This is a genomic window from Oceanobacillus massiliensis str. N'diop (assembly GCF_000285495.1).
Classification (GTDB): Bacteria; Bacillota; Bacilli; order Bacillales; family Amphibacillaceae; genus Oceanobacillus; species Oceanobacillus massiliensis.
The window spans coordinates 1-18,051 of sequence record NZ_HE610983.1; the positions used below are offsets into that span (position 1 = coordinate 1).

The following is an 18,051-nucleotide window of genomic DNA, read 5'->3' on the forward strand; positions in this document are numbered from 1 at the left end:
TTCCACAAGCGTCACCCCGAAAGGATCAGCTTGCTTCCCGCGCTCGACTTGCATGTATTAGGCACGCCGCCAGCGTTCGTCCTGAGCCAAGATCAAACTCTCCATAAAAGTGTTTGAATAGAATCGACACCGGTCGATTCCATTTGTGTTCTTAGCTTCTTGCTTTCTCAATAAGTGAAACTTAATGAGTTATTTCAAAAAGAAACAAGTTTCTTTTTGGTTGACATACTGGTTGTTTTGTTCAGTTTTCAAAGAGCAAATTTGTTAGTCGCTTGTGATAAGCAACTTTTAAAGTATAACATGTATTGATTCATGTTGTCAACAAAAACTTTTATAAGTTTGAAACATTGTTTCCTTGTGACAACTTTTATATCTTATCACTTCTAAAAGTGATTGTCAATATCTTTATTGACTTTATTGAGATATGAATTATTGTGCAAGAAACCTTTTTAAACTTAACAGTTTTTTTGCGACAAAAAATATATTACTACCTTCAAAGATAAAAGTCAATAAGTTTTTTTGATATAACTTAAGAATTACTTAGCTTCTGCTATAGATGTTCTCTAAAGCCTGTTGTTTTAGACAAACCACCTATAGACTACTGAAACAGGAATGGCAGGTTTTCATTTCGAAAATTCAATTCGTTCTCCTCTAGTCTTGGGAGCGCTGCGTCAACGTTGCGGCGCAAACAGAATTGCGATATTCAATTTCAAGGATGCTACATGTATTTCCCTCTCCACCAATTACTTCTTATCCTCATAGCACCCTTATTTGGAGGAATACATCACTTACTATTCCCTTTGTATTATTTGATATCCCCGAGAAGTTAACTCTGGGAACAGCAATCAATGAAGATTCAGCCAAAAATCCAGAATTGCTAATTATGCAGCTGAGTTCGGTACTTGCGAAGTCAGTTGCAAAGGAAACGACTAGATGATTCTCGTAAATATTCGGAAGAACGATAAAAGAAGGAGACTCTTATATTTAGATTAAGGAGATAAAACAGTTGATATTAAAAGGACCACACATATTAGATATGTCTAATATGTGTGGTTATCTTCTTCAACTAACGCACCAAATAGTATTAGTAAAATATTTCACAAATTAATTGTTTGAAAAATCGTACACGCTAAATGAAAAAGGAATGACCTTAAAGTTCGGTTGCAGTGTCGATTTCATTGCTTCCATTATTAATACATGATGATTTTTTCCGCATAAAACATGTTTTCCGTTTTGTAAAAAAAAGAATCGCTAGTTCAGCGTGAAATGAATTGGGGGAAGCAATATAAACGGCGTCCAAATCGCTACTGGCAGCCATTTCATTTAGATTTGTAAATCGTTTTGATACATTATATTGGTTTGCAGATTCTTCAGCCCTTTCCCTTGTGCGCGCCTTACACCATTTTAGCTGCCTCAAGGAATCTACCTGTTATCCAATTAGTACCCATTATGCCGAATTGAACCATTTATCTGACTTCATTTTATAAAACGAATTTTGATAGACAAGAAAGACCGCAAATTCATCAAAAAAATATATGCGGTCTTTATGTCTTTATATTATGGGTTAATTTTATTCAAGATTGGCATGTTTACCATACATTTTATTTGAATCTAAGCCTTTATTCTCCATAAAACGCAGGATTAAGGCATCATAAAATAACAACATCGTTTGCTCAAATAGAGATCCCATTGGTTGAATGGATTTCCCACTCGTGCCCTCTGCTTTTGCTTGGGCTGGAATTTCAATCGTGATAGCTGCTAATTGAGCTATGGCCGAAGTAGGATTGGTGGTCACCAGCGCAATGGTTGCACCTATGCTATTGGCTTTTTCTGTCATGGATAGCAGGCTTTTGGTTTCTCCTGAGCCAGAGCCAATGATTAGCATATCATCGGCTTCCAGATTAGGTGTAATGGTTTCGCCGACGACATATGGATCAAGTCCAACATGCATCATGCGCATGGCAAATGCTTTCGCCATTAAACCGGAGCGGCCACTCCCTGCAACAAAAATTTTATTTGCACGCTGCATTCCATCTACCAGTTTTTCTGCTTCCGTATCATCCATACGTTCGATTGTACGACTAAGCTCGGCAAGTATTCCCTTTGTATAAGTAATTGTTTGCATATTATGCGGTCACGCCTGCTTTAATAAGTTGTTGCATTTGTGCAGCGACTTCTTTTTTGTTTTCTTTGCCTGTGATTCCACCACCAACGATGATGAGATCTGGTTGTGCTTTAATGACCTCAGGTAAGGTTTCAAGCTTAATTCCACCAGCAATTGCTATTTTTGCATTTTTTACAACGCTTTTTATGCTACGTAAATCTTCGAATGAATCTTTACCTTCTGCTTGCAAATCATAGCCTGTATGCACGCAAATGTAGTCAGCGCCTAATTCATCAAGCTCTTTTGCACGCGTTTGGATATCTTTTACAGCGATCATATCTACGAGGATTTGTTTTCCTTGTTTTTTTGCTTCTTCAACAGCACCTTTGATGGAAGCATCTTCGGCTTGACCAAGAATAGTGATAATATCAGCGCCAGCTTGAGACGCATTTGCCACTTCATAACCTGCAGCGTCCATGATTTTAATATCTGCTAAAACCTCTAAGTTAGGGAATGCTGTTTTGATTGCTTGTACTGCTTTATGTCCTTCTATATTAATAATCGGTGTCCCTATTTCGACAATATCAATATGTTCTTCTACTTCTTTTACCAATTCGATGGCTTCTGGAATGTTGACTAGGTCTAAAGCTAACTGTAATTTCATTTTTACTCGCTCCTTATAGAATGTTTTATATTGTGCTAAGTGGCTGCCATTATAGATATACCCTTTTCAAAAGATATTTACTCACTAGCACTTTTTTAGTATACTCAATATGTTACCATATTAAAAGTACGCATTTTTAATATATATAGTGCTAAAAAGTATACTATCAAAAAAAGGATAAGTGATATGAATGCCTAATTTAGGAGAGAAAAGTTTTAACTGTGAAAAAGAATTAACGCTTGGAGTAATTGGCGGTAAGTGGAAAATGTTGATATTGTGGCATCTGGGCAAGGAAGGAACGAAACGATTTGGTGAATTAAAGGCCCTTATTCCGGGTATTACCCAAAGAATGCTTGTCAACCAATTACGCGAACTTGAAGATCATTTAATCGTACACCGAGAAGTTTATCCTGTCGTCCCGCCGAAAGTTGAATATTCATTGACTGAACATGGAAAAAGCCTCATGCCGATTTTAAACGCTATGTATGAATGGGGTAAAGATTATATTGAAAATGTATTGGAAAAAGAAACTCATGATCAATCAGCCATTTAGTAGTAAAAGTTTCTTTTCGTATTGTAAGACAATCATAACTTACCACGGTTAGCTATTATTAACCGTGTTTTTTTTACTGTATATGTAAAAAGTAGAAACAACACCTTGTCTAATATAAAAATATTAAAAAGCCTTGTACAGTGATTTTTACATATTCTCTGTTCAAGGCTTTTTACTTTTATATAGTATCATTTTTTACACTATATTATTCAAATATCACTATATGCAAATAAAGTGCGTACTATCCAAGAATGAAATATACGTAGTATACTGTTTTAGCAAAGCGATGCAAATCTTCGTTAGCAAATTGATAGTACGAAAGGGGAGTTTTTCTAATGGAAAATCTCAAAGAGAAAAATCATTGTGTTTGTGAAAGATGTTTAACATTTACTCACAATAATAAACAATGTCCAACATGTGGATATAGCCATTTAAGTAAAATTAAAATTTGTTCCTATACAGGAAGAAATAAACAAAATACCCATGTAAAAATAGGGTAATAATAATACTTGTATTTATTTGATTAGAACGAGCTTAAGAAAGTGAGGAATTCCAATTGGATTCTATGACGTTTGTATTATTTGGGGCAACAGGGGATTTAGCTAAAAGAAAAATCTATCCTGCCTTGTTTAATTTATATCGGAATCAAAAATTACCAAAGTCTTTTTCAGTTATTGGTGTAGGAATTGCTGAATTTTCCGATGTTGGATTTCAATCCAGCGTAATCGATTCCTTGTATACATTTTCTAGACATTTGATTAATGATAAATCTAAAAAAGAAGAGTTCGTCAAGGCATTTCGTTATTGTCAGTTTGATTTTACCCAAACTGAAGGCTATATGAAGTTATTGGAACTTGTTCAACAAAATGAAAGAGACCAGAATATGGAAGAAAATCGAATGTTCTATTTATCCGTCGCTCCCGAGTTTTTTGACGTGATTGCTATAAATATCATGAATAGTGATTTGGGCACAACAAATGGATGGAAACGATTGATTATCGAGAAACCATTTGGACATGATTTAAAATCGGCCCAAGAATTAAACAAAAAGCTCAGCAAAGCTTTTGAAGAAGATGAAATATATCGAATCGACCATTATCTAGGGAAACCAATGGTGCAGAACATTGAAGCATTGGCTTTTGCTAATCCTGTCTTGCAATCATTATGGAACAATCGATTTATTGCCAATGTCCAAATAACGGCAAGTGAAATTGTTGGTGTTGAAGAAAGAGCCAGTTATTATGACAAAGCAGGAGCCATTCGTGATATGGTTCAAAATCACATGCTACAGCTGTTAATGATGACAGCCATGCATTTGCCTAAACGGATTACCACAAATGGAATTCGCAATGAGAAAAGAAAAGTCTTGGAATCTTTGCGTCCTTTACAAACGGACACTGTAGGTGTACACGTTGTCAGGGGGCAATATGGGTCAGGAGAAATAAACGGCAATTCTGTAGCTGCATATAGAGAAGAGCCTGGTGTGGATGCTTCTTCTCAAAGTGATACATTTATTGCGGCGCGTCTATGGATTGATAATTCCTTCTGGGATGGGGTCCCTTTTTATTTTCGCACTGGAAAAAGAATGACGGAAAAGGAAACAAAGATTGTCATTGAATTTAAAAATCCTTTAAGGGATTCATATACTTCTGAAATGGACCAGATGGAACCAAATCTATTAACGATAACGATCAATCCAAATGAAGGTGTATCATTGCGATTAAATAGTAAAGATCCAGTAAACGGAAAAATGGAACCTATCATAGTAGACTTTTCTGAGAGTAATCAAGATGTACCTGAAGCGTATGAACTATTGTTATTTGATGCTCTCGTAGGAGATACAACATTTTTTGCTCATTGGAACGAGGTAGAATTATCTTGGAAATGGGTAGAACCTATTTTAGAGGCATTTAAAGAAAAAAGAGTTCCTCTTCACGCCTATTCATCAGGATCAATGGGACCAGAGGCTGCTCATCAATTATTAGAAGAAGATGGCTATAAATGGTGGTAAATTCATCACAAATTTCATAAAAAAATTAAAGGAAGTAATAAAGATTTTGGGAGGAACAACATATGAAAGTTGGATTAATTGGATTAGGAAAAATGGGATTAAACTTAGGGAAAAATTTAATGGACCATAATCACGAGGTAGTCGCATTTGACCTAAATATAAGTGCTATTGAAGAAATAAAAAAATACGGAACCAATGGGGTATCTAATCTAAAAGATCTTGTTCAGGCATTAGAAAAACCACGTGTTCTGTGGTTGATGGTCCCTCATTCTGTGGTTGATTCTGTTATTACTGAGCTTACTCCAATGTTAAGTGAGGGAGATATTCTTATTGATGCAGGCAACTCTCACTATAAGGACTCTATTCGCCGGTATAACCAACTAAAAGAAGTAGGGCTACGTTTTATGGATGCTGGAACATCTGGTGGTATGGAAGGCGCTCGTAACGGGGCGTGTTATATGATTGGTGGAGATCCTGAAACATGGGATATCGTGGAGCCCATTTTTAGAGATACAGCTGTAGAAAACGGTTATTTATATGCAGGACAAGCAGGTAGTGGTCATTTCTTAAAGATGGTTCACAATGGAATAGAGTATGGAACGATGGCCGCAATTGGAGAAGGTTTCGAGGTATTAGAAAAAAGTCAATTTGAGTTTGATTACGAAAAAGTAGCACGGGTTTGGAATCATGGTTCCGTTATTCGTTCTTGGCTGATGGAGTTAACAGAGAATGCATTTTCCAAAGACGCTAAATTGGATGGAATTAAAGGAATTATGCACTCATCTGGTGAAGGGAAATGGACGCTTGAAACGGCTTTGGATTTACAAGCTGCCACACCTGTGATTGCTATGTCATTACTAATGCGCTACCGATCCTTAGACAATGATACGTTTACAGGTAAAGTAGTATCTGCTTTGCGACATGAATTTGGCGGGCATGCTGTGGAAAAAAGTTGACTTACCAGAATAGATAAGAGTAACCAAAAATACGATGCAGGAGGAAATATAAAATATGACTATTTCGTTTGATTATACGAACGCTTTGCCATTTATGAAAAAGAGTGAAATAGAAGGATTAAGTGAATTTGTAAAAGTAGCACATGATATGCTTCATGAAAAGCAAGGTCTTGGTTCTGATTTTCTTGGATGGGTTGATTTACCCCATGCCTATAATAAAGAAGAGTTTTCGCGTATTAAACAGGCTGCCAAAAGGATACAAAATCAATCAGATGCTTTAATTGTTATTGGCATTGGTGGTTCTTATTTAGGGGCAAAATCGGCAATTGAAGCTTTGTCCCATACTTTTCATAATCAAATAAACGATAAGACACAAGTTTATTTTGCTGGGAACAATATCAGTTCCACTTATCTCATGCATTTATTGGAGCTATTAGAAGGAAAAGATATTTCGGTTAATGTTATTTCTAAATCAGGAACAACAACAGAGCCTGCCTTAGCCTTCCGTATCTTTCGTGACTATTTAGAAAAAAAGTATGGAAAGGAAGGGGCAAGAACACGTATTTTTGCCACTACTGATCAGGAAAAAGGTGCATTAAAAAAACTGGCTGACGCAGAAGGATATGAAACATTTGTTATTCCAGATGATATAGGTGGAAGGTATTCTGTCTTAACAGCAGTAGGTCTCTTACCTATAGCTGTTGCTGGTCTAGATATTGATCAAATGATGGCAGGTGCTGCATCGGCTGCGCGTAATTACAATAATCCTGAATTAATGACCAATGAATGCTACCAATATGCTGCAGTAAGAAATGCACTCTACAATAAAGGAAAAGTAATTGAACTACTGGTGAATTATGAGCCATCTTTTCACTATATATCTGAATGGTGGAAACAACTATTTGGAGAAAGTGAAGGAAAAGATCAAAAAGGCCTGTTCCCTGCTTCAGTCGACTTTTCAACGGATTTACATTCAATGGGACAATATGTGCAGGAAGGTAGACGAAACCTGCTAGAAACAGTTATACAAATTAAAAAGCCTAAAATTGATATGACTATTCAAGAGGATTCAGACAATCTTGATGGATTAAACTACCTTGCGGGAAAAACAATGGATGAGGTCAACAAAAGTGCATTTCAAGGGACTTTGTTGGCTCATGTTGATGGAGAGGTACCCAATTTAGTGGTTGAGCTTGATGAAATGAATGAGCACACATATGGTGAATTGGTTTACTTTTTCGAGAAGGCCTGTGGGATTAGTGGCCATCTATTAGGCGTTAATCCATTTGATCAGCCGGGAGTAGAAGCATATAAAAAGAATATGTTTGCTTTACTTGGTAAACCAGGTTATGAATCAGAGAAAATGGCCATCATGGAACGTCTTTCTTTATCGAACAAATAATTTTATAGTAAAAGTTTATATAAAAATTAATCTTCAACAATAAAGTGCTAGCCATTACTACACTTTGATGATGGATTGTTACGGAAGCTACCTGAAAGCTTCCGTTTTTTGCCTTTTAAGATTAATTTAGTGTAGGTTTGAAATAAAGTTTGATCAAAAACATCTTTTGAACCCACATTTTGCTGCAAATAGAAATAATCCATTTTGAAAAAAGATTGATCAAAATGGATTATTTTTCAGCAGATTTAAGTTTGGTTTTTATAAAAAAGTCTTCGCTCATTTTAATACCCCCATATTCAACTCTTCCGCCATTTACCCCGATATCACTTCTTTTGCTAATGCACCAGTTTGTTTAAGTAGAAACATTCACAATCTCTTCTAACTACACAATAATTAAAACTGAAAGACCGCCTTTTTTACATATTCTTAATGTCACTTTTAATTTCACCAATTGTTTACTAAAACAATTTTACCAACTGCTTTATTAGCTTCATAATATTCATGGGCTTGGGCTATTTCGTCAAAGGTAAATTGCCTTTGAGCAAGTAATGGTCGAAGTTTTCCTTCCTCAATAACAGGTGTAATATTCTTCAATACATCACCGTTTATATGACGGAATTCTTCATGAAGAATAGGAATCTTTGTGAATACAACATGGAAATTCAATGATTTTAAAAGAAATGGACTTAAGTTATAGTCTTGACTTACAGCAATCGCCACAATCGTTCCATATAAAGAAGCTGCCTCAACCGAATTCTCAAGATTTTTACGGTCGATGGTATCGAAAATATATTTAAACCCTTTACCATCCGTATACCTATTCACATAGTCTTGTACGGACATTTCTTTATAATTGATGACAACATCGGCTCCAAACTCTTCCGCAATTTGAGCTTTTTCTGGTGAAGAGACGGTTGTATATACCTTTGCACCGAGCGATTTTGCCAACTGAATAGCAACATGCCCTACTCCACCTGCGCCACCATGAATTAGAATCTCATCTTCTGCTCCAATGTTGGCGCGTTTAACTAGAGCTTCCCAAGCAGTGATTGCGATAACTGGTAAGGCAGCTGCTTCTGAAAATGATAAATTTTTTGGCTTATGAGCAAGTAATCGAGCATCCGCCAACATATATTCTGCTAAAGCGCCACCAGTACCTTTAACACCACCCGCAAAACCGTATACTTCATCGCCAACTTTAAAATCAGTAACCCCTTCCCCCACTTCTGCTATAATACCAGCTACATCTCCATGTAAAACAGCTGGAAATTCAGGAGCTAGTTTAGCAAAAACTCCACTGCGTATTTTTGTATCAAGGGGATTTAAACTTGTAGCCTTTACTTGAATTAAAATATTCATTGGTTTCACTTCTGGAACAGGAATCTCTTCTAATTGAAAAACAGATGCCTCTCCAAAAGAACGGATAACTTGTGCCTTCAAATAAATCACTCCTCTAATATTAAAAAATAACATATTTATTATTCTTAATATTACATTTGTTTTTACCGAATTGATATTAAATAGTGTTATTGCGCTAAACTGCCCCTATTATAAATTTGATAAAAAAGGTGCTTCTCCTTCTTAGAAGATCGCACCAGATTGCTTAAGATAGTATTGTTATGTATTGGCTTTCCTGTTATTCCAGAAAAACACCCTTTCGTACTAAAGCCACTTCGCAAACACAATAAAAACTCATATTTTTTGTTGAAGTAGTAAATAGTACTAAAGAGGTGAAAATATGGATAAGGACAAAAATAAATTAAAGCTCACATCTTCCGAAATAGGATCACTATGGGGGGAGTATGTAAATGGAACAATGACAGATATAGTAAATAGATACATGTTCTCTATAATTGAAGATGAGTCAATAAAAGCCATTTTTGATGATGCTATCAAGACATTTGAAAAACAAAAGAAACAAATAGCAACTTTTATGGAGAATGACGGATTCCCAGTTCCGATAGGATTTACTGAATCTGATCTGAATAAAGGTTCCGAGAGATTATTCACTGACATATTTTGTTTAAATTATTTACACATCATGACTTTACATGGTTTGTTAGGACATACAGCTTCATTAAGTGTTTCTGTTAGAAAGGACTTACGGGATTTTTACGATTCATGTGATAATGACGCAAAAAGGATGTATCATCAAACAATAGAGTTAATGCTTGAAAAAGGAATTTTTCAGAGAGACCCTTTATTTTATCCTGCTAAAAACCCGGAATTTGTTTCTAGCCAAGATTTTAAGGATGGACTTTTAGGGAAAGGAAGACGTTTAGCTGCTACTGAAATCATATTTATTTCTTTCAACCTTAAAAAAAGTGTTATGGCTAAAGCTCTTTCTATTGGATTTAGTCAGGTCAGTCAATCAAAAGAAGTAAGAAAGTTTTTAGAGGATACGGAGAACACGTCTGATAGTCAAGTACAGTCGCTTTCAAAAATCATGCACAAGGACAATTTACCAGTTCCAAAGTCAATGGAAACGGAGGTAACAGCTTCAACGGATTCTCCGTTTTCCGATAAATTAATGTTATATCATATCGGTTTCTTGTTCCAAACTGCACAGGTTTATCAGGGGACAGGATTAGCATCGGCAATGCGAACTGACCTTGTAACAACTTATGAAGGCATCATTCTAAAAAATTTAATGGTAACAAAAAAATGGTTTAATATTATGGTGAAAAATAAATGGTTAGAACAACCACCACTTGCTCCAAATAGAAAGGAAATTTCAAAAGAAAAATAATAGAAACATTCATTCTGGGGTATGATTAAATGAATAAGAATCCATTTGAAAAACTAATGTGGAGCATAGCATTACCTGGATTTGGTCAATTATTAAACGGGAAATATATCAAAGGGATTGTATTGATTTTTTTAGAGGTTCTGATTAATGTACAGGGAAACTTTAACCAAATCATCTTATTGAGTTTTCATGGACAGATTGAAGAAGCCATTCAACAAACGAATTATCCCTGGCTAATGTTTTACCCCTGCCTGTACTTTTTTGCGATATGGGATGCTTATAAAGATGCTGGTGGTGGTAAATCACCATTTACCTTTTTGCCGTTTGTATTTTCAGCCTATTTTGTTACAATTGGGCTAATTTTTTCGACTTCCTTCAAGATAATGGGAATATTATTCGGCCCCATATGGTTACCCATGTTGTCCGTAGTACCAGGAATAGTAATCGGATTACTATTAACAAAATTGATAAATAATTACTCCCGTAAATCTAATACTTAACGGAATTTTGTGGTTACCTCTCCTGTACATCACATAATGTTTATTAGAGAATAAATATACACAAGAGACCTTATTAAACATGGTCTCTTTGTTTGTCTCTTATAAAATAAATTTGAATTATTATGTAACGATCTTAGACAATAATGTCCCGATTGTTTAATAAGAGCTAAAGTCAATTCCTAAACTAACCTGCCAGTTGAAGAAGGATTATATATTCATAAAGTAATCAGTAAGCTTTTCATTTTCTTTCTTACGTAATCGCTCATTTTCCATTTCGAGTTCTTTATTCTTTTTCTCTAACTTTTCAATCCTTCTTTTGAGGGAAGTAATTATAGCGTTTTGATTGTTCTCATCACGTTTTACTCTATTAGCCACAAAGACTTTTTCTTGTTGATTTCGCAAGAAATTTATACGCTCTTTAAGATCTGGGTGGTTGTAAAGCGTAGCTTTCGAGATGTCAGCTTCTTTCGCAACACTGTTGAAGTTTATAGCCGCAGAACTTTTGTTAAGACGTTTAATAGCTTCCTCAACCTTATCCTTGGTTTTTCGCTTCCTCTCTTCATGTAGCTTCCTTAATTGCTCCTCACGGTTAAATTGAGCCATGTTTTACACCTTTCTTTTTCTTACGTTCTAATTGTCTTTTCATTCGGTCAAAACGTCCAAAAATGACATTTCCGTTTTTGATTGTTTCGTAAATGTTTTGGTATCTTTCTAAATTCTTTTCATTTGCTTTAACCATTTCATCTCGACCATATTCTTTTGCGACTTGAATGTTCTTAGTTACAGACTCAATGAGTAGTTCATACTTCTTTACATCAAAACTATCCATACCAACAGCTAAATCAAAACAAGGCTTTCCATCGTTCGCTGTGAGACAAGGAGGTTCTGCTGCCAATGGACAGTTTCCATTTACTCTGGCACGACAAGTCCCATAAGGGTTGTCTAATGCGTTTAACTTCTCGTCTTTCCACATCATATCTAAAATATCCTCAGGAATATCTTCGGTTTCTTGTACTTGATGGATTTCTCCATTAAAGTCGAAGGTAAAAACACCTTGTTTAATAGCTTTCTCAAATTCTTTTCTTTTTGTGTCATCCAATAAACGGGCGTATCGCATGGTCATTTCTGGTGATGCGTGAGCTAATAATTCCTGTACTGTTAAAATATCAGCTCCACCATTTAACATCTTTACCGCATAGGTGTGACGAAATTGGTGTGTTTTAAAGTGAAAGACATTCCCCATTTCATCCGTAATATTTTTATTGACTGCAAATTCGTTTAGCTCGTTTCGCACCCACGCTTGTGAAAAGGGTTTTCCCATACGGAAACCACTGTAACGGACGAATATCAATTTATCGGGATTGTTATCTTCATTGCTGAGTTCCTTGCTGTTATGTATCAAAATGGCAATCATATCTGCTAGTTGTTCATCAATTGGAATTTTATGCCCTTTTACATACGTTTTTTCAATATCAGTTCGAATAGAGTAATTGCTATTTAATCGAATTAAACAGTCCTGTGTCAATCCTAATACATCACTTATGCGTAATCCAGTTTTGAAAGCCACTAAAGCGACAGGTTGCACATCTGGATGAAGGTCGTTAATGTTTTTAAACAATTGCTCTAATACATAGTCAGGAATGTAATTAATATCATCATCCGATTTCTTATTAATCTTTGGATAATCCTCAGAATAAAGTAGTTTTGATGTTGGTTTCTCAGGTGCAATAATGTAATCAAAACGTTGGGTATCTCTCAAGAACATATAGGTGCATTCCAGGTTGCTACTAATAAATTTCTTCAGATTTGAATTCTTCTGTTTTGAATTATTTTTTTTATAATGATAAAGGTGCTCTAAATATTTCTCAATATACTCTCTTGTTAGCCCGTTCAAATCATTCCATTCAGGCTCTAGCTCACTAATAAAGTTAAAGAACCTTGGAAGAGCTCTCATATAGTATAGGGCAGTTCCCCATGAAAATCTCCCTCCTCCTAATAATCTAGTTTTAATATATTTTTTAAAAAAGCGCCTAAAAACTAAGTTATCAATATGTAAGAAGTTAAGATAATATATGGTGTCCGTAGCATTGTATTTTACACCATAATTGGTGTTTAACACCCTGACATCCCATCTATCTTTTTCCCATTCTTCACGAGTATCTGTTAGATTGAATAATTTCTCATACATAGAACGCAGGAAGTTCGCTACTGTTGCATTGAATTTGTATTCACCGTATTGGAGGTTTATTTTTGTTGTTGTTGTTTTTATACCCCTATTATCTAACCACCATATCCACTCTTTTTCAGCTTTATCTACATCTAGGACAAGGAGAGAGTGGAGGTCAGGGTACTTTTCATTTAGAAATTGAGCTAATCTATTCAAATTAGTTTTACCTGCCACAAATAGGCTAGTAAAACTATCCTCACTAAACAATTTGTGGTAGAAAACAAATTTAATTTCTAAGCCTATGGTATGTTTAACGGTAGAGAAATTTAAATTTTTACCTGTTCCATTGTAATTGTTGAATTTTTCCCCAAATCTGGGGATTTTTCCTATGTCGTTTACATTCCAAACATCATTCATCAAAAAGTAATCATCTTTCACAAATTTTCTTTTTATCGCCCCATCACCGAATATAACCCTATCCTCGTAAGAGGAGAGAGTAGACGTTATTAAATTCCAATATTCAGTTTTCTGGATTAAATTACTTGGCATGATTTTATCCAATGACATTCCTCCTAAATATGCTAATCTCGTTTAAAAATAAACAGCTTCATCAGGATGTCTGACTTTAAGTCTTCCTCTTTGTTTCTTTACTCCGCCCAATCTCAAATGCATGAGAAGCTTTCTCCCAATCCTTACGAATATCATCTTCGGAAGGATGGACGTACAAGTTTATCGTTGTTTGTATTTGAGAATGACCTAAACGCTCTTGTACCATCTTGATGTTTTTCGTTTGAAGATAATAAATGGTTCCATGTGTATGACGGAACATATGCGGGGTAATACGTATGGCAGTTTTTCTTTCTATCTCTTTAAAAGTGGCATAAACATCAGAATAGGTTAGAGGTTGTCCAACATTCTTCCCCCAAACCTTTACAAATACAAAGTTATGGTCTGGATTGTACTCATCTACCACTTCGTATAAATAATCGTCATATAGATCCATGAGATCTTGGGAAATGTCTAGTCTCCGTTCACCAGTCTTCAACTTACCCCCGTTTGGCATTTCACCTCTATATGTCAGTTGAATTTTGTGCTTCCTTTTCTTGGCATCGAACTGAAAGTCTTCAAGAAACAGGGACAATACTTCTCCAATGCGTAACCCACTTTCGAAAAGCAAATGCACCAGAAATTTATCCCTAATGTTTGTAGTAGCTTGATAGATTTTCTCGACTTGTTCCTTTGTAAATACCTTTACTCTGTCTCTAGGTTCATTTAATTTAAGTACATTTTTAGAGAGGGGGTTGCCCTCATTCACATGATGTAAGAAACCCTTATATCCATTTCCACCAGCACCTACAAACATCTTTTTCATGAGTTTTTCTACAATATCAGAGTTAACTAAATCATTTCTATATAGATAGTCGTAAAAGGATGTCACCACCGTAAGGTAGTTGTTCACTGTTTTTTCACTGCGTTTAGCCTTTGTTGGTTTATGAGCAACAACATTGTTGCTTTCGTATGGATTTCTAAGCCACGCAACGTAGTTAGATAATTTCTCAAAGGTCACTTGCTTATAATCAATTCCTATTTGTTCCAAGTATGTAAAGTAAAATTTCAAGGCTGTACAATAGGTCTTTAAAGTGTTGCTGCTACTTTCTCTGTTATATAAGTATTTCATATACTTTGCAACAGGTTCTACTGGTAATCCATTTGAACCAATTAGGAGATATGCCTTTTTATTATCTACAGATATTTCTTGTACTCTCATGAAATCCCCTCCCGGAAACTATAAAGGGACCTCTACTTGTAATGTTTGCCGATATTATTGTCTCTTTAAGGTCCTCGAACTACGTTCTGCGGAGTGCTATCCTCGCACCGAGGCTATGCCCACCAACAAAACAATTGCTCTTATTTATATTTCCATATTATACTACCTGAACGATAATACCAACTATTATTTATTTAATGAATTATGCAAATAAAAAGGATAATTAGCCTTCATAATGGACTAACTATCCTATAAATTATTATCTAAATTTAAAGTACCACCTTTTTTGTTGAATTAATAAATAAGGCATCTACTTTTCAATAAGTTCAAGATAAATTTAGTATCCGTAAAGTGATGGACGACTTAAAGATAGGAGTAAAATTCATATGGGAACTGGAGCGAAAACACTTCTTTTAAGAAAATTAACCACTACTTTTATTACCACAACATTATTTTCACTTCTGTTCGTTTTCTACTATTTGAATGGCGGATTTGAATTTGAATACAATATAGGGGACCAATTCATCACTTGGTTCTTTGTTTATGCCATGTACATTGGCGGGGTTATCTTATTCTATGGAAATTTAGTATCTATTCTAATTGAGTCATTGCAAAAAAGATGGTTTCAGCAATATGATTGGCTATATATATTAATTCTAGGATTATTTGGATTAGCTAATGGAGTATTATTTCAAAATGGGACTGCAGCCTTATATGGAATGTACGCTGCAATTGTATATGGAGTTTTTGACAAATGGTTATCTAAAAGGAAAGTAAAGGGAAAGGGCGAAAAACCATTTTTAATCATGCCAATGGCTATACTATTGGTAAGCTGGACCTATTTGCAGTTAACCTCTACGCCTATGCCCCCATTCACTAAAGATGATGCAGTTCAGTTTGCAACTTCCGGTAAAGGATCGCTACTAGCTGATTTCCCTAAGTCTATAGGGAAATGGGAAAGCAAATTTGAAGGCTATCATATCACTAGAGAAACGAGTGCAAAAGAAATTGGAGATGAAGTATATATCGTCACCTTTACGGAACACTGGAAAATCGGGAGTGAAACGGGCACATCCACATTCTCATATAAGGTTGAAAGGCACAGCGTGACAGCCATTAGTAATCAAGGTGATATACAGACACCGTATGACAGCATGCATTAATATGCTCTAATGGTTGTGAGTGGACGTACTTCAACTAACCGGCTTTAGTTGAAGAAGACTATACTACGATACAGAACTTCCAATATAAAATTATAAATTGTAAAGGCCCTCTTCTGTAAAAAGAAATTGTGAAGCTGACCTTAATATAGCAACTCAGCAAAAGAAGTAAGATCACTTTATTAACTTAGTTGTTCATTTTATTTATTTCTGGATATTGTAAAAATAATTTTTCGTTTGCTAATTCAATCTGCGTACAATACTCCGAATAAGAAATACTTAATTTTTTCATTGCGGGAATGAATACATCATCATAACCACTTACATTATTAAACTCTTTAAGAATTGTTTGGATCTTATAGATGGGAGAATTTTTGTATTCTTCGGACTCCTTGTGGGCTAAGTATCGCTCGATAACTTCCTTGTTTTCTGACAAGAATTTATCAGGATTTTCAATGGATTGCTTTGTATTCTCTATCATGTCATGAATATTTTCTGTGTTAATATGCTTTGTGCTTTCCATTAAGAACAATTGTAAGTCTTCAGTTAACTGCAATGAAGGTGCATTATCCAGAAAAGCTAGTATATCTTCATAAGCAGATTGCTGAACTGAAGTTTTAATCGGCTCATCCAAAAATCGTGCAAAATGCAGGCAAATAAATCGACCGTAGTAACCTGGAAAAGCCTCTAATATCTTTTCTGTTACAGTTGAACTCTGTTCAATAGCTTTCAGTTCCTTACTTAGTTCAGAATAATTTTTGTCAATATTCAGTTGGCCAAGAATGGCTTTTTTTCTTGATCCCTCTTCATAGTTAATTCTCTTTGAACCGATATTTTTTGCAATGTGTTGTTTGTCTTATCGGCAAGCACTGACTTGATTTCCTCTGTACTAAGCCCAAGTTTACGAAAGACATAAATTTTTTTAAACACTCTATATCATTATCGCTGAAATCACGGTATCCGTTGTCTAAAATATTGGGAAATACCAATTTTTGTTTTGTGTAATACTCAATAGCTTTTTTAGTCAAATTTGTTAACTTACTTGCTTCATTAATTAACATAAATATCACCTCTCAAATAAAGCATAGGCTAACACCCAAGGTAGTAGTCAATAGGTTTTTATAAATCATTCTTGTTTCGCATAACTTCTAGCATTATATTAATTCATTTTAAAACATTGTCATTTTAAAACATTAATAAGTAAGTCATTGAATATCTAATCACTTGTCCAATTCTTTCCTTGTTTAACTATTCTGCTCCGTTCGTATTATAAGGTTAACCAGAAATTATTGATTGACCTTATTTTAGTTGAACAAGCAGTAATGTTTGTATCGTGAATTTAGATAACCTAAGCGTATCATATGTTTCCATATTTTGTATTAAACTCCCGTTGATCATCAAGTCATTCGTAGTTATAGGATCCCGCTGCTTTTCTGCTGATTGCCTTGTTCAAACGATAGGCATGTTTGCAATTTTGTTTTATGACACTGTAGTTAGTACGGAGTGGCTTAATCTTATAATTTCCGTTGATATGTATGAAGCTGCAACTGAGTAGAAAAAACAGGTTCCTATTATCGAATTATAATACTTTCTACGTCAGCGTAATGGGCGATATAGCATTGTTTGTTCAGAAATTCAAATATTGGATTACTTTGAGGATTATAAAGATATATTTTTTATATGGAAGATATAAGCACTTAGGAAAACATCTATCAATTTTAGATATATTTTTACATTAGCCAATTTCATTATAATATTCTTATGAAATATCTCTAAAAGACAATCAATAATAAACTTTCCACATCAAAAAACAGCTGATACAAAATGTATCAGCTGTTTTCGTGTTTGCCTGGCGGCGTCCTACTCTTGCAGGGGCAAAGCCCCAACTACCATTGGCGCTGAAGAACTTAACTTCTGTGTTCGGCATGGGAACAGGTGTGACCTCTTCGCAATAACTACCAGACAACTACCATTATAAAGGTATTAAATGAACGTTCGCACGTTATATTTATACCCT

15 protein-coding genes, 2 rRNA genes and 1 pseudogene are annotated in these 18,051 nt (G+C 35.1%); 7 read left to right on the forward strand and 11 right to left on the reverse strand.

All coding sequences use genetic code 11. The annotated features are described in order from the left end of the window. The 4 genes and pseudogenes from OMHG_RS17305 to hxlA all read right to left on the reverse strand — a co-directional run. Positions 1-108, reverse strand: a 16S ribosomal RNA gene (locus OMHG_RS17305); the annotation flags it as partial. Positions 109-1,143: 1,035 nt separating this feature from the next. Then, positions 1,144-1,466: pseudogene (locus OMHG_RS17310) on the reverse strand (Gfo/Idh/MocA family protein); the annotation flags it as partial. A 104-nt stretch (positions 1,467-1,570) separates the two neighbouring features. Next, positions 1,571-2,125, reverse strand: coding sequence for a 6-phospho-3-hexuloisomerase (gene hxlB, locus OMHG_RS17315; protein WP_010652220.1), 555 nt, complete (start codon positions 2,123-2,125; stop codon positions 1,571-1,573). A gap of 1 nt (position 2,126) precedes the next feature. After that, positions 2,127-2,768 (reverse strand): 3-hexulose-6-phosphate synthase, encoded by a 642-nt coding sequence (hxlA, locus tag OMHG_RS17320; protein WP_010652222.1) that lies wholly within the window; start codon positions 2,766-2,768, stop codon positions 2,127-2,129. A gap of 190 nt (positions 2,769-2,958) precedes the next feature. Between hxlA and OMHG_RS17325 the strand changes: the two genes are divergently transcribed. The 4 genes from OMHG_RS17325 to OMHG_RS17340 all read left to right on the forward strand — a co-directional run bounded on the left by OMHG_RS17325 (position 2,959) and on the right by OMHG_RS17340 (position 7,690). Continuing rightward, positions 2,959-3,321 carry a winged helix-turn-helix transcriptional regulator gene (locus OMHG_RS17325; RefSeq protein WP_010652224.1) on the forward strand — a complete coding sequence of 121 codons (363 nt, stop codon included), beginning with the start codon at positions 2,959-2,961 and terminating at the stop codon, positions 3,319-3,321. A gap of 556 nt (positions 3,322-3,877) precedes the next feature. Further along, on the forward strand, positions 3,878-5,332 hold the full coding sequence (gene zwf / locus OMHG_RS17330) for a glucose-6-phosphate dehydrogenase (protein ID WP_010652226.1): 1,455 nt from the start codon (positions 3,878-3,880) through the stop codon (positions 5,330-5,332). A 62-nt stretch (positions 5,333-5,394) separates the two neighbouring features. Beyond that, a complete protein-coding gene (gene gnd / locus OMHG_RS17335; protein WP_010652234.1) occupies positions 5,395-6,288 on the forward strand; it encodes a phosphogluconate dehydrogenase (NAD(+)-dependent, decarboxylating) in 894 nt (297 codons plus the stop codon). 55 nt (positions 6,289-6,343) lie between these two features. Continuing rightward, a complete protein-coding gene (locus OMHG_RS17340; RefSeq protein WP_010652237.1) occupies positions 6,344-7,690 on the forward strand; it encodes a glucose-6-phosphate isomerase in 1,347 nt (448 codons plus the stop codon). Between the two features lie 444 nt (positions 7,691-8,134). On the opposite strand, the gene OMHG_RS17345 is transcribed toward OMHG_RS17340, so the two are convergent. Then, positions 8,135-9,130, reverse strand: coding sequence for a zinc-dependent alcohol dehydrogenase family protein (locus tag OMHG_RS17345; RefSeq protein WP_010652239.1), 996 nt, complete (start codon positions 9,128-9,130; stop codon positions 8,135-8,137). 298 nt (positions 9,131-9,428) lie between these two features. Between OMHG_RS17345 and OMHG_RS17350 the strand changes: the two genes are divergently transcribed. Then, positions 9,429-10,439 (forward strand): DUF3231 family protein, encoded by a 1,011-nt coding sequence (locus OMHG_RS17350; RefSeq protein ID WP_010652241.1) that lies wholly within the window; start codon positions 9,429-9,431, stop codon positions 10,437-10,439. Positions 10,440-10,468: 29 nt separating this feature from the next. Next, positions 10,469-10,939 (forward strand): hypothetical protein, encoded by a 471-nt coding sequence (locus tag OMHG_RS17355; protein WP_010652243.1) that lies wholly within the window; start codon positions 10,469-10,471, stop codon positions 10,937-10,939. Positions 10,940-11,146: 207 nt separating this feature from the next. Here OMHG_RS17355 and OMHG_RS17360 read toward each other — a convergent pair whose 3' ends face one another. The 3 genes from OMHG_RS17360 to OMHG_RS17370 form a co-directional block, all read right to left on the reverse strand. After that, entirely contained in the window at positions 11,147-11,542 is a 396-nt protein-coding gene (locus OMHG_RS17360; RefSeq protein ID WP_010652245.1) for a DUF6262 family protein, read from the reverse strand. After that, complete coding sequence (locus OMHG_RS17365) at positions 11,529-13,667, reverse strand: tyrosine-type recombinase/integrase (protein ID WP_010652246.1); 2,139 nt, start codon at positions 13,665-13,667, stop codon at positions 11,529-11,531. Before OMHG_RS17365 ends, OMHG_RS17360 begins: the two co-directional genes overlap by 14 nt. 64 nt (positions 13,668-13,731) lie before the next feature. Further along, positions 13,732-14,874: a tyrosine-type recombinase/integrase gene (locus OMHG_RS17370; RefSeq protein ID WP_010652248.1), complete on the reverse strand. Its 1,143-nt coding sequence runs from the start codon at positions 14,872-14,874 to the stop codon at positions 13,732-13,734. 386 nt (positions 14,875-15,260) lie between these two features. On the opposite strand from OMHG_RS17370, the gene OMHG_RS17375 reads away from it, so the two are divergent. Next, positions 15,261-16,037 carry a hypothetical protein gene (locus OMHG_RS17375; RefSeq protein WP_010652250.1) on the forward strand — a complete coding sequence of 259 codons (777 nt, stop codon included), beginning with the start codon at positions 15,261-15,263 and terminating at the stop codon, positions 16,035-16,037. A 184-nt stretch (positions 16,038-16,221) separates the two neighbouring features. On the opposite strand, the gene OMHG_RS18825 is transcribed toward OMHG_RS17375, so the two are convergent. The 3 genes from OMHG_RS18825 to rrf form a co-directional block, all read right to left on the reverse strand. Beyond that, positions 16,222-16,668: a hypothetical protein gene (locus tag OMHG_RS18825; protein ID WP_049887961.1), complete on the reverse strand. Its 447-nt coding sequence runs from the start codon at positions 16,666-16,668 to the stop codon at positions 16,222-16,224. 178 nt (positions 16,669-16,846) lie between these two features. Then, positions 16,847-17,095, reverse strand: a complete 249-nt coding sequence (locus OMHG_RS18830) for a MerR family transcriptional regulator (protein WP_049887962.1) — start codon at positions 17,093-17,095, stop codon at positions 16,847-16,849. A 786-nt stretch (positions 17,096-17,881) separates the two neighbouring features. Then, positions 17,882-17,997: ribosomal RNA gene (gene rrf, locus OMHG_RS17385) — 5S ribosomal RNA — on the reverse strand. Between the last annotated feature and the right edge of the window lie 54 nt (positions 17,998-18,051).

Coding starts and splice junctions, on each gene's coding strand:
- hxlB (WP_010652220.1), bottom strand. CDS start 2,125: ATGCAAACAATTACTTATACAAAGGGAATACTTGCCGAGCTTAGTCGT.
- hxlA (WP_010652222.1), bottom strand. CDS start 2,768: ATGAAATTACAGTTAGCTTTAGACCTAGTCAACATTCCAGAAGCCATC.
- OMHG_RS17325 (WP_010652224.1), top strand. CDS start 2,959: ATGCCTAATTTAGGAGAGAAAAGTTTTAACTGTGAAAAAGAATTAACG.
- gnd (WP_010652234.1), top strand. CDS start 5,395: ATGAAAGTTGGATTAATTGGATTAGGAAAAATGGGATTAAACTTAGGG.
- OMHG_RS17340 (WP_010652237.1), top strand. CDS start 6,344: ATGACTATTTCGTTTGATTATACGAACGCTTTGCCATTTATGAAAAAG.
- OMHG_RS17350 (WP_010652241.1), top strand. CDS start 9,429: ATGGATAAGGACAAAAATAAATTAAAGCTCACATCTTCCGAAATAGGA.
- OMHG_RS17355 (WP_010652243.1), top strand. CDS start 10,469: ATGAATAAGAATCCATTTGAAAAACTAATGTGGAGCATAGCATTACCT.
- OMHG_RS17360 (WP_010652245.1), bottom strand. CDS start 11,542: ATGGCTCAATTTAACCGTGAGGAGCAATTAAGGAAGCTACATGAAGAG.
- OMHG_RS17370 (WP_010652248.1), bottom strand. CDS start 14,874: ATGAGAGTACAAGAAATATCTGTAGATAATAAAAAGGCATATCTCCTA.
- OMHG_RS17375 (WP_010652250.1), top strand. CDS start 15,261: ATGGGAACTGGAGCGAAAACACTTCTTTTAAGAAAATTAACCACTACT.
- OMHG_RS18830 (WP_049887962.1), bottom strand. CDS start 17,095: ATGTTAATTAATGAAGCAAGTAAGTTAACAAATTTGACTAAAAAAGCT.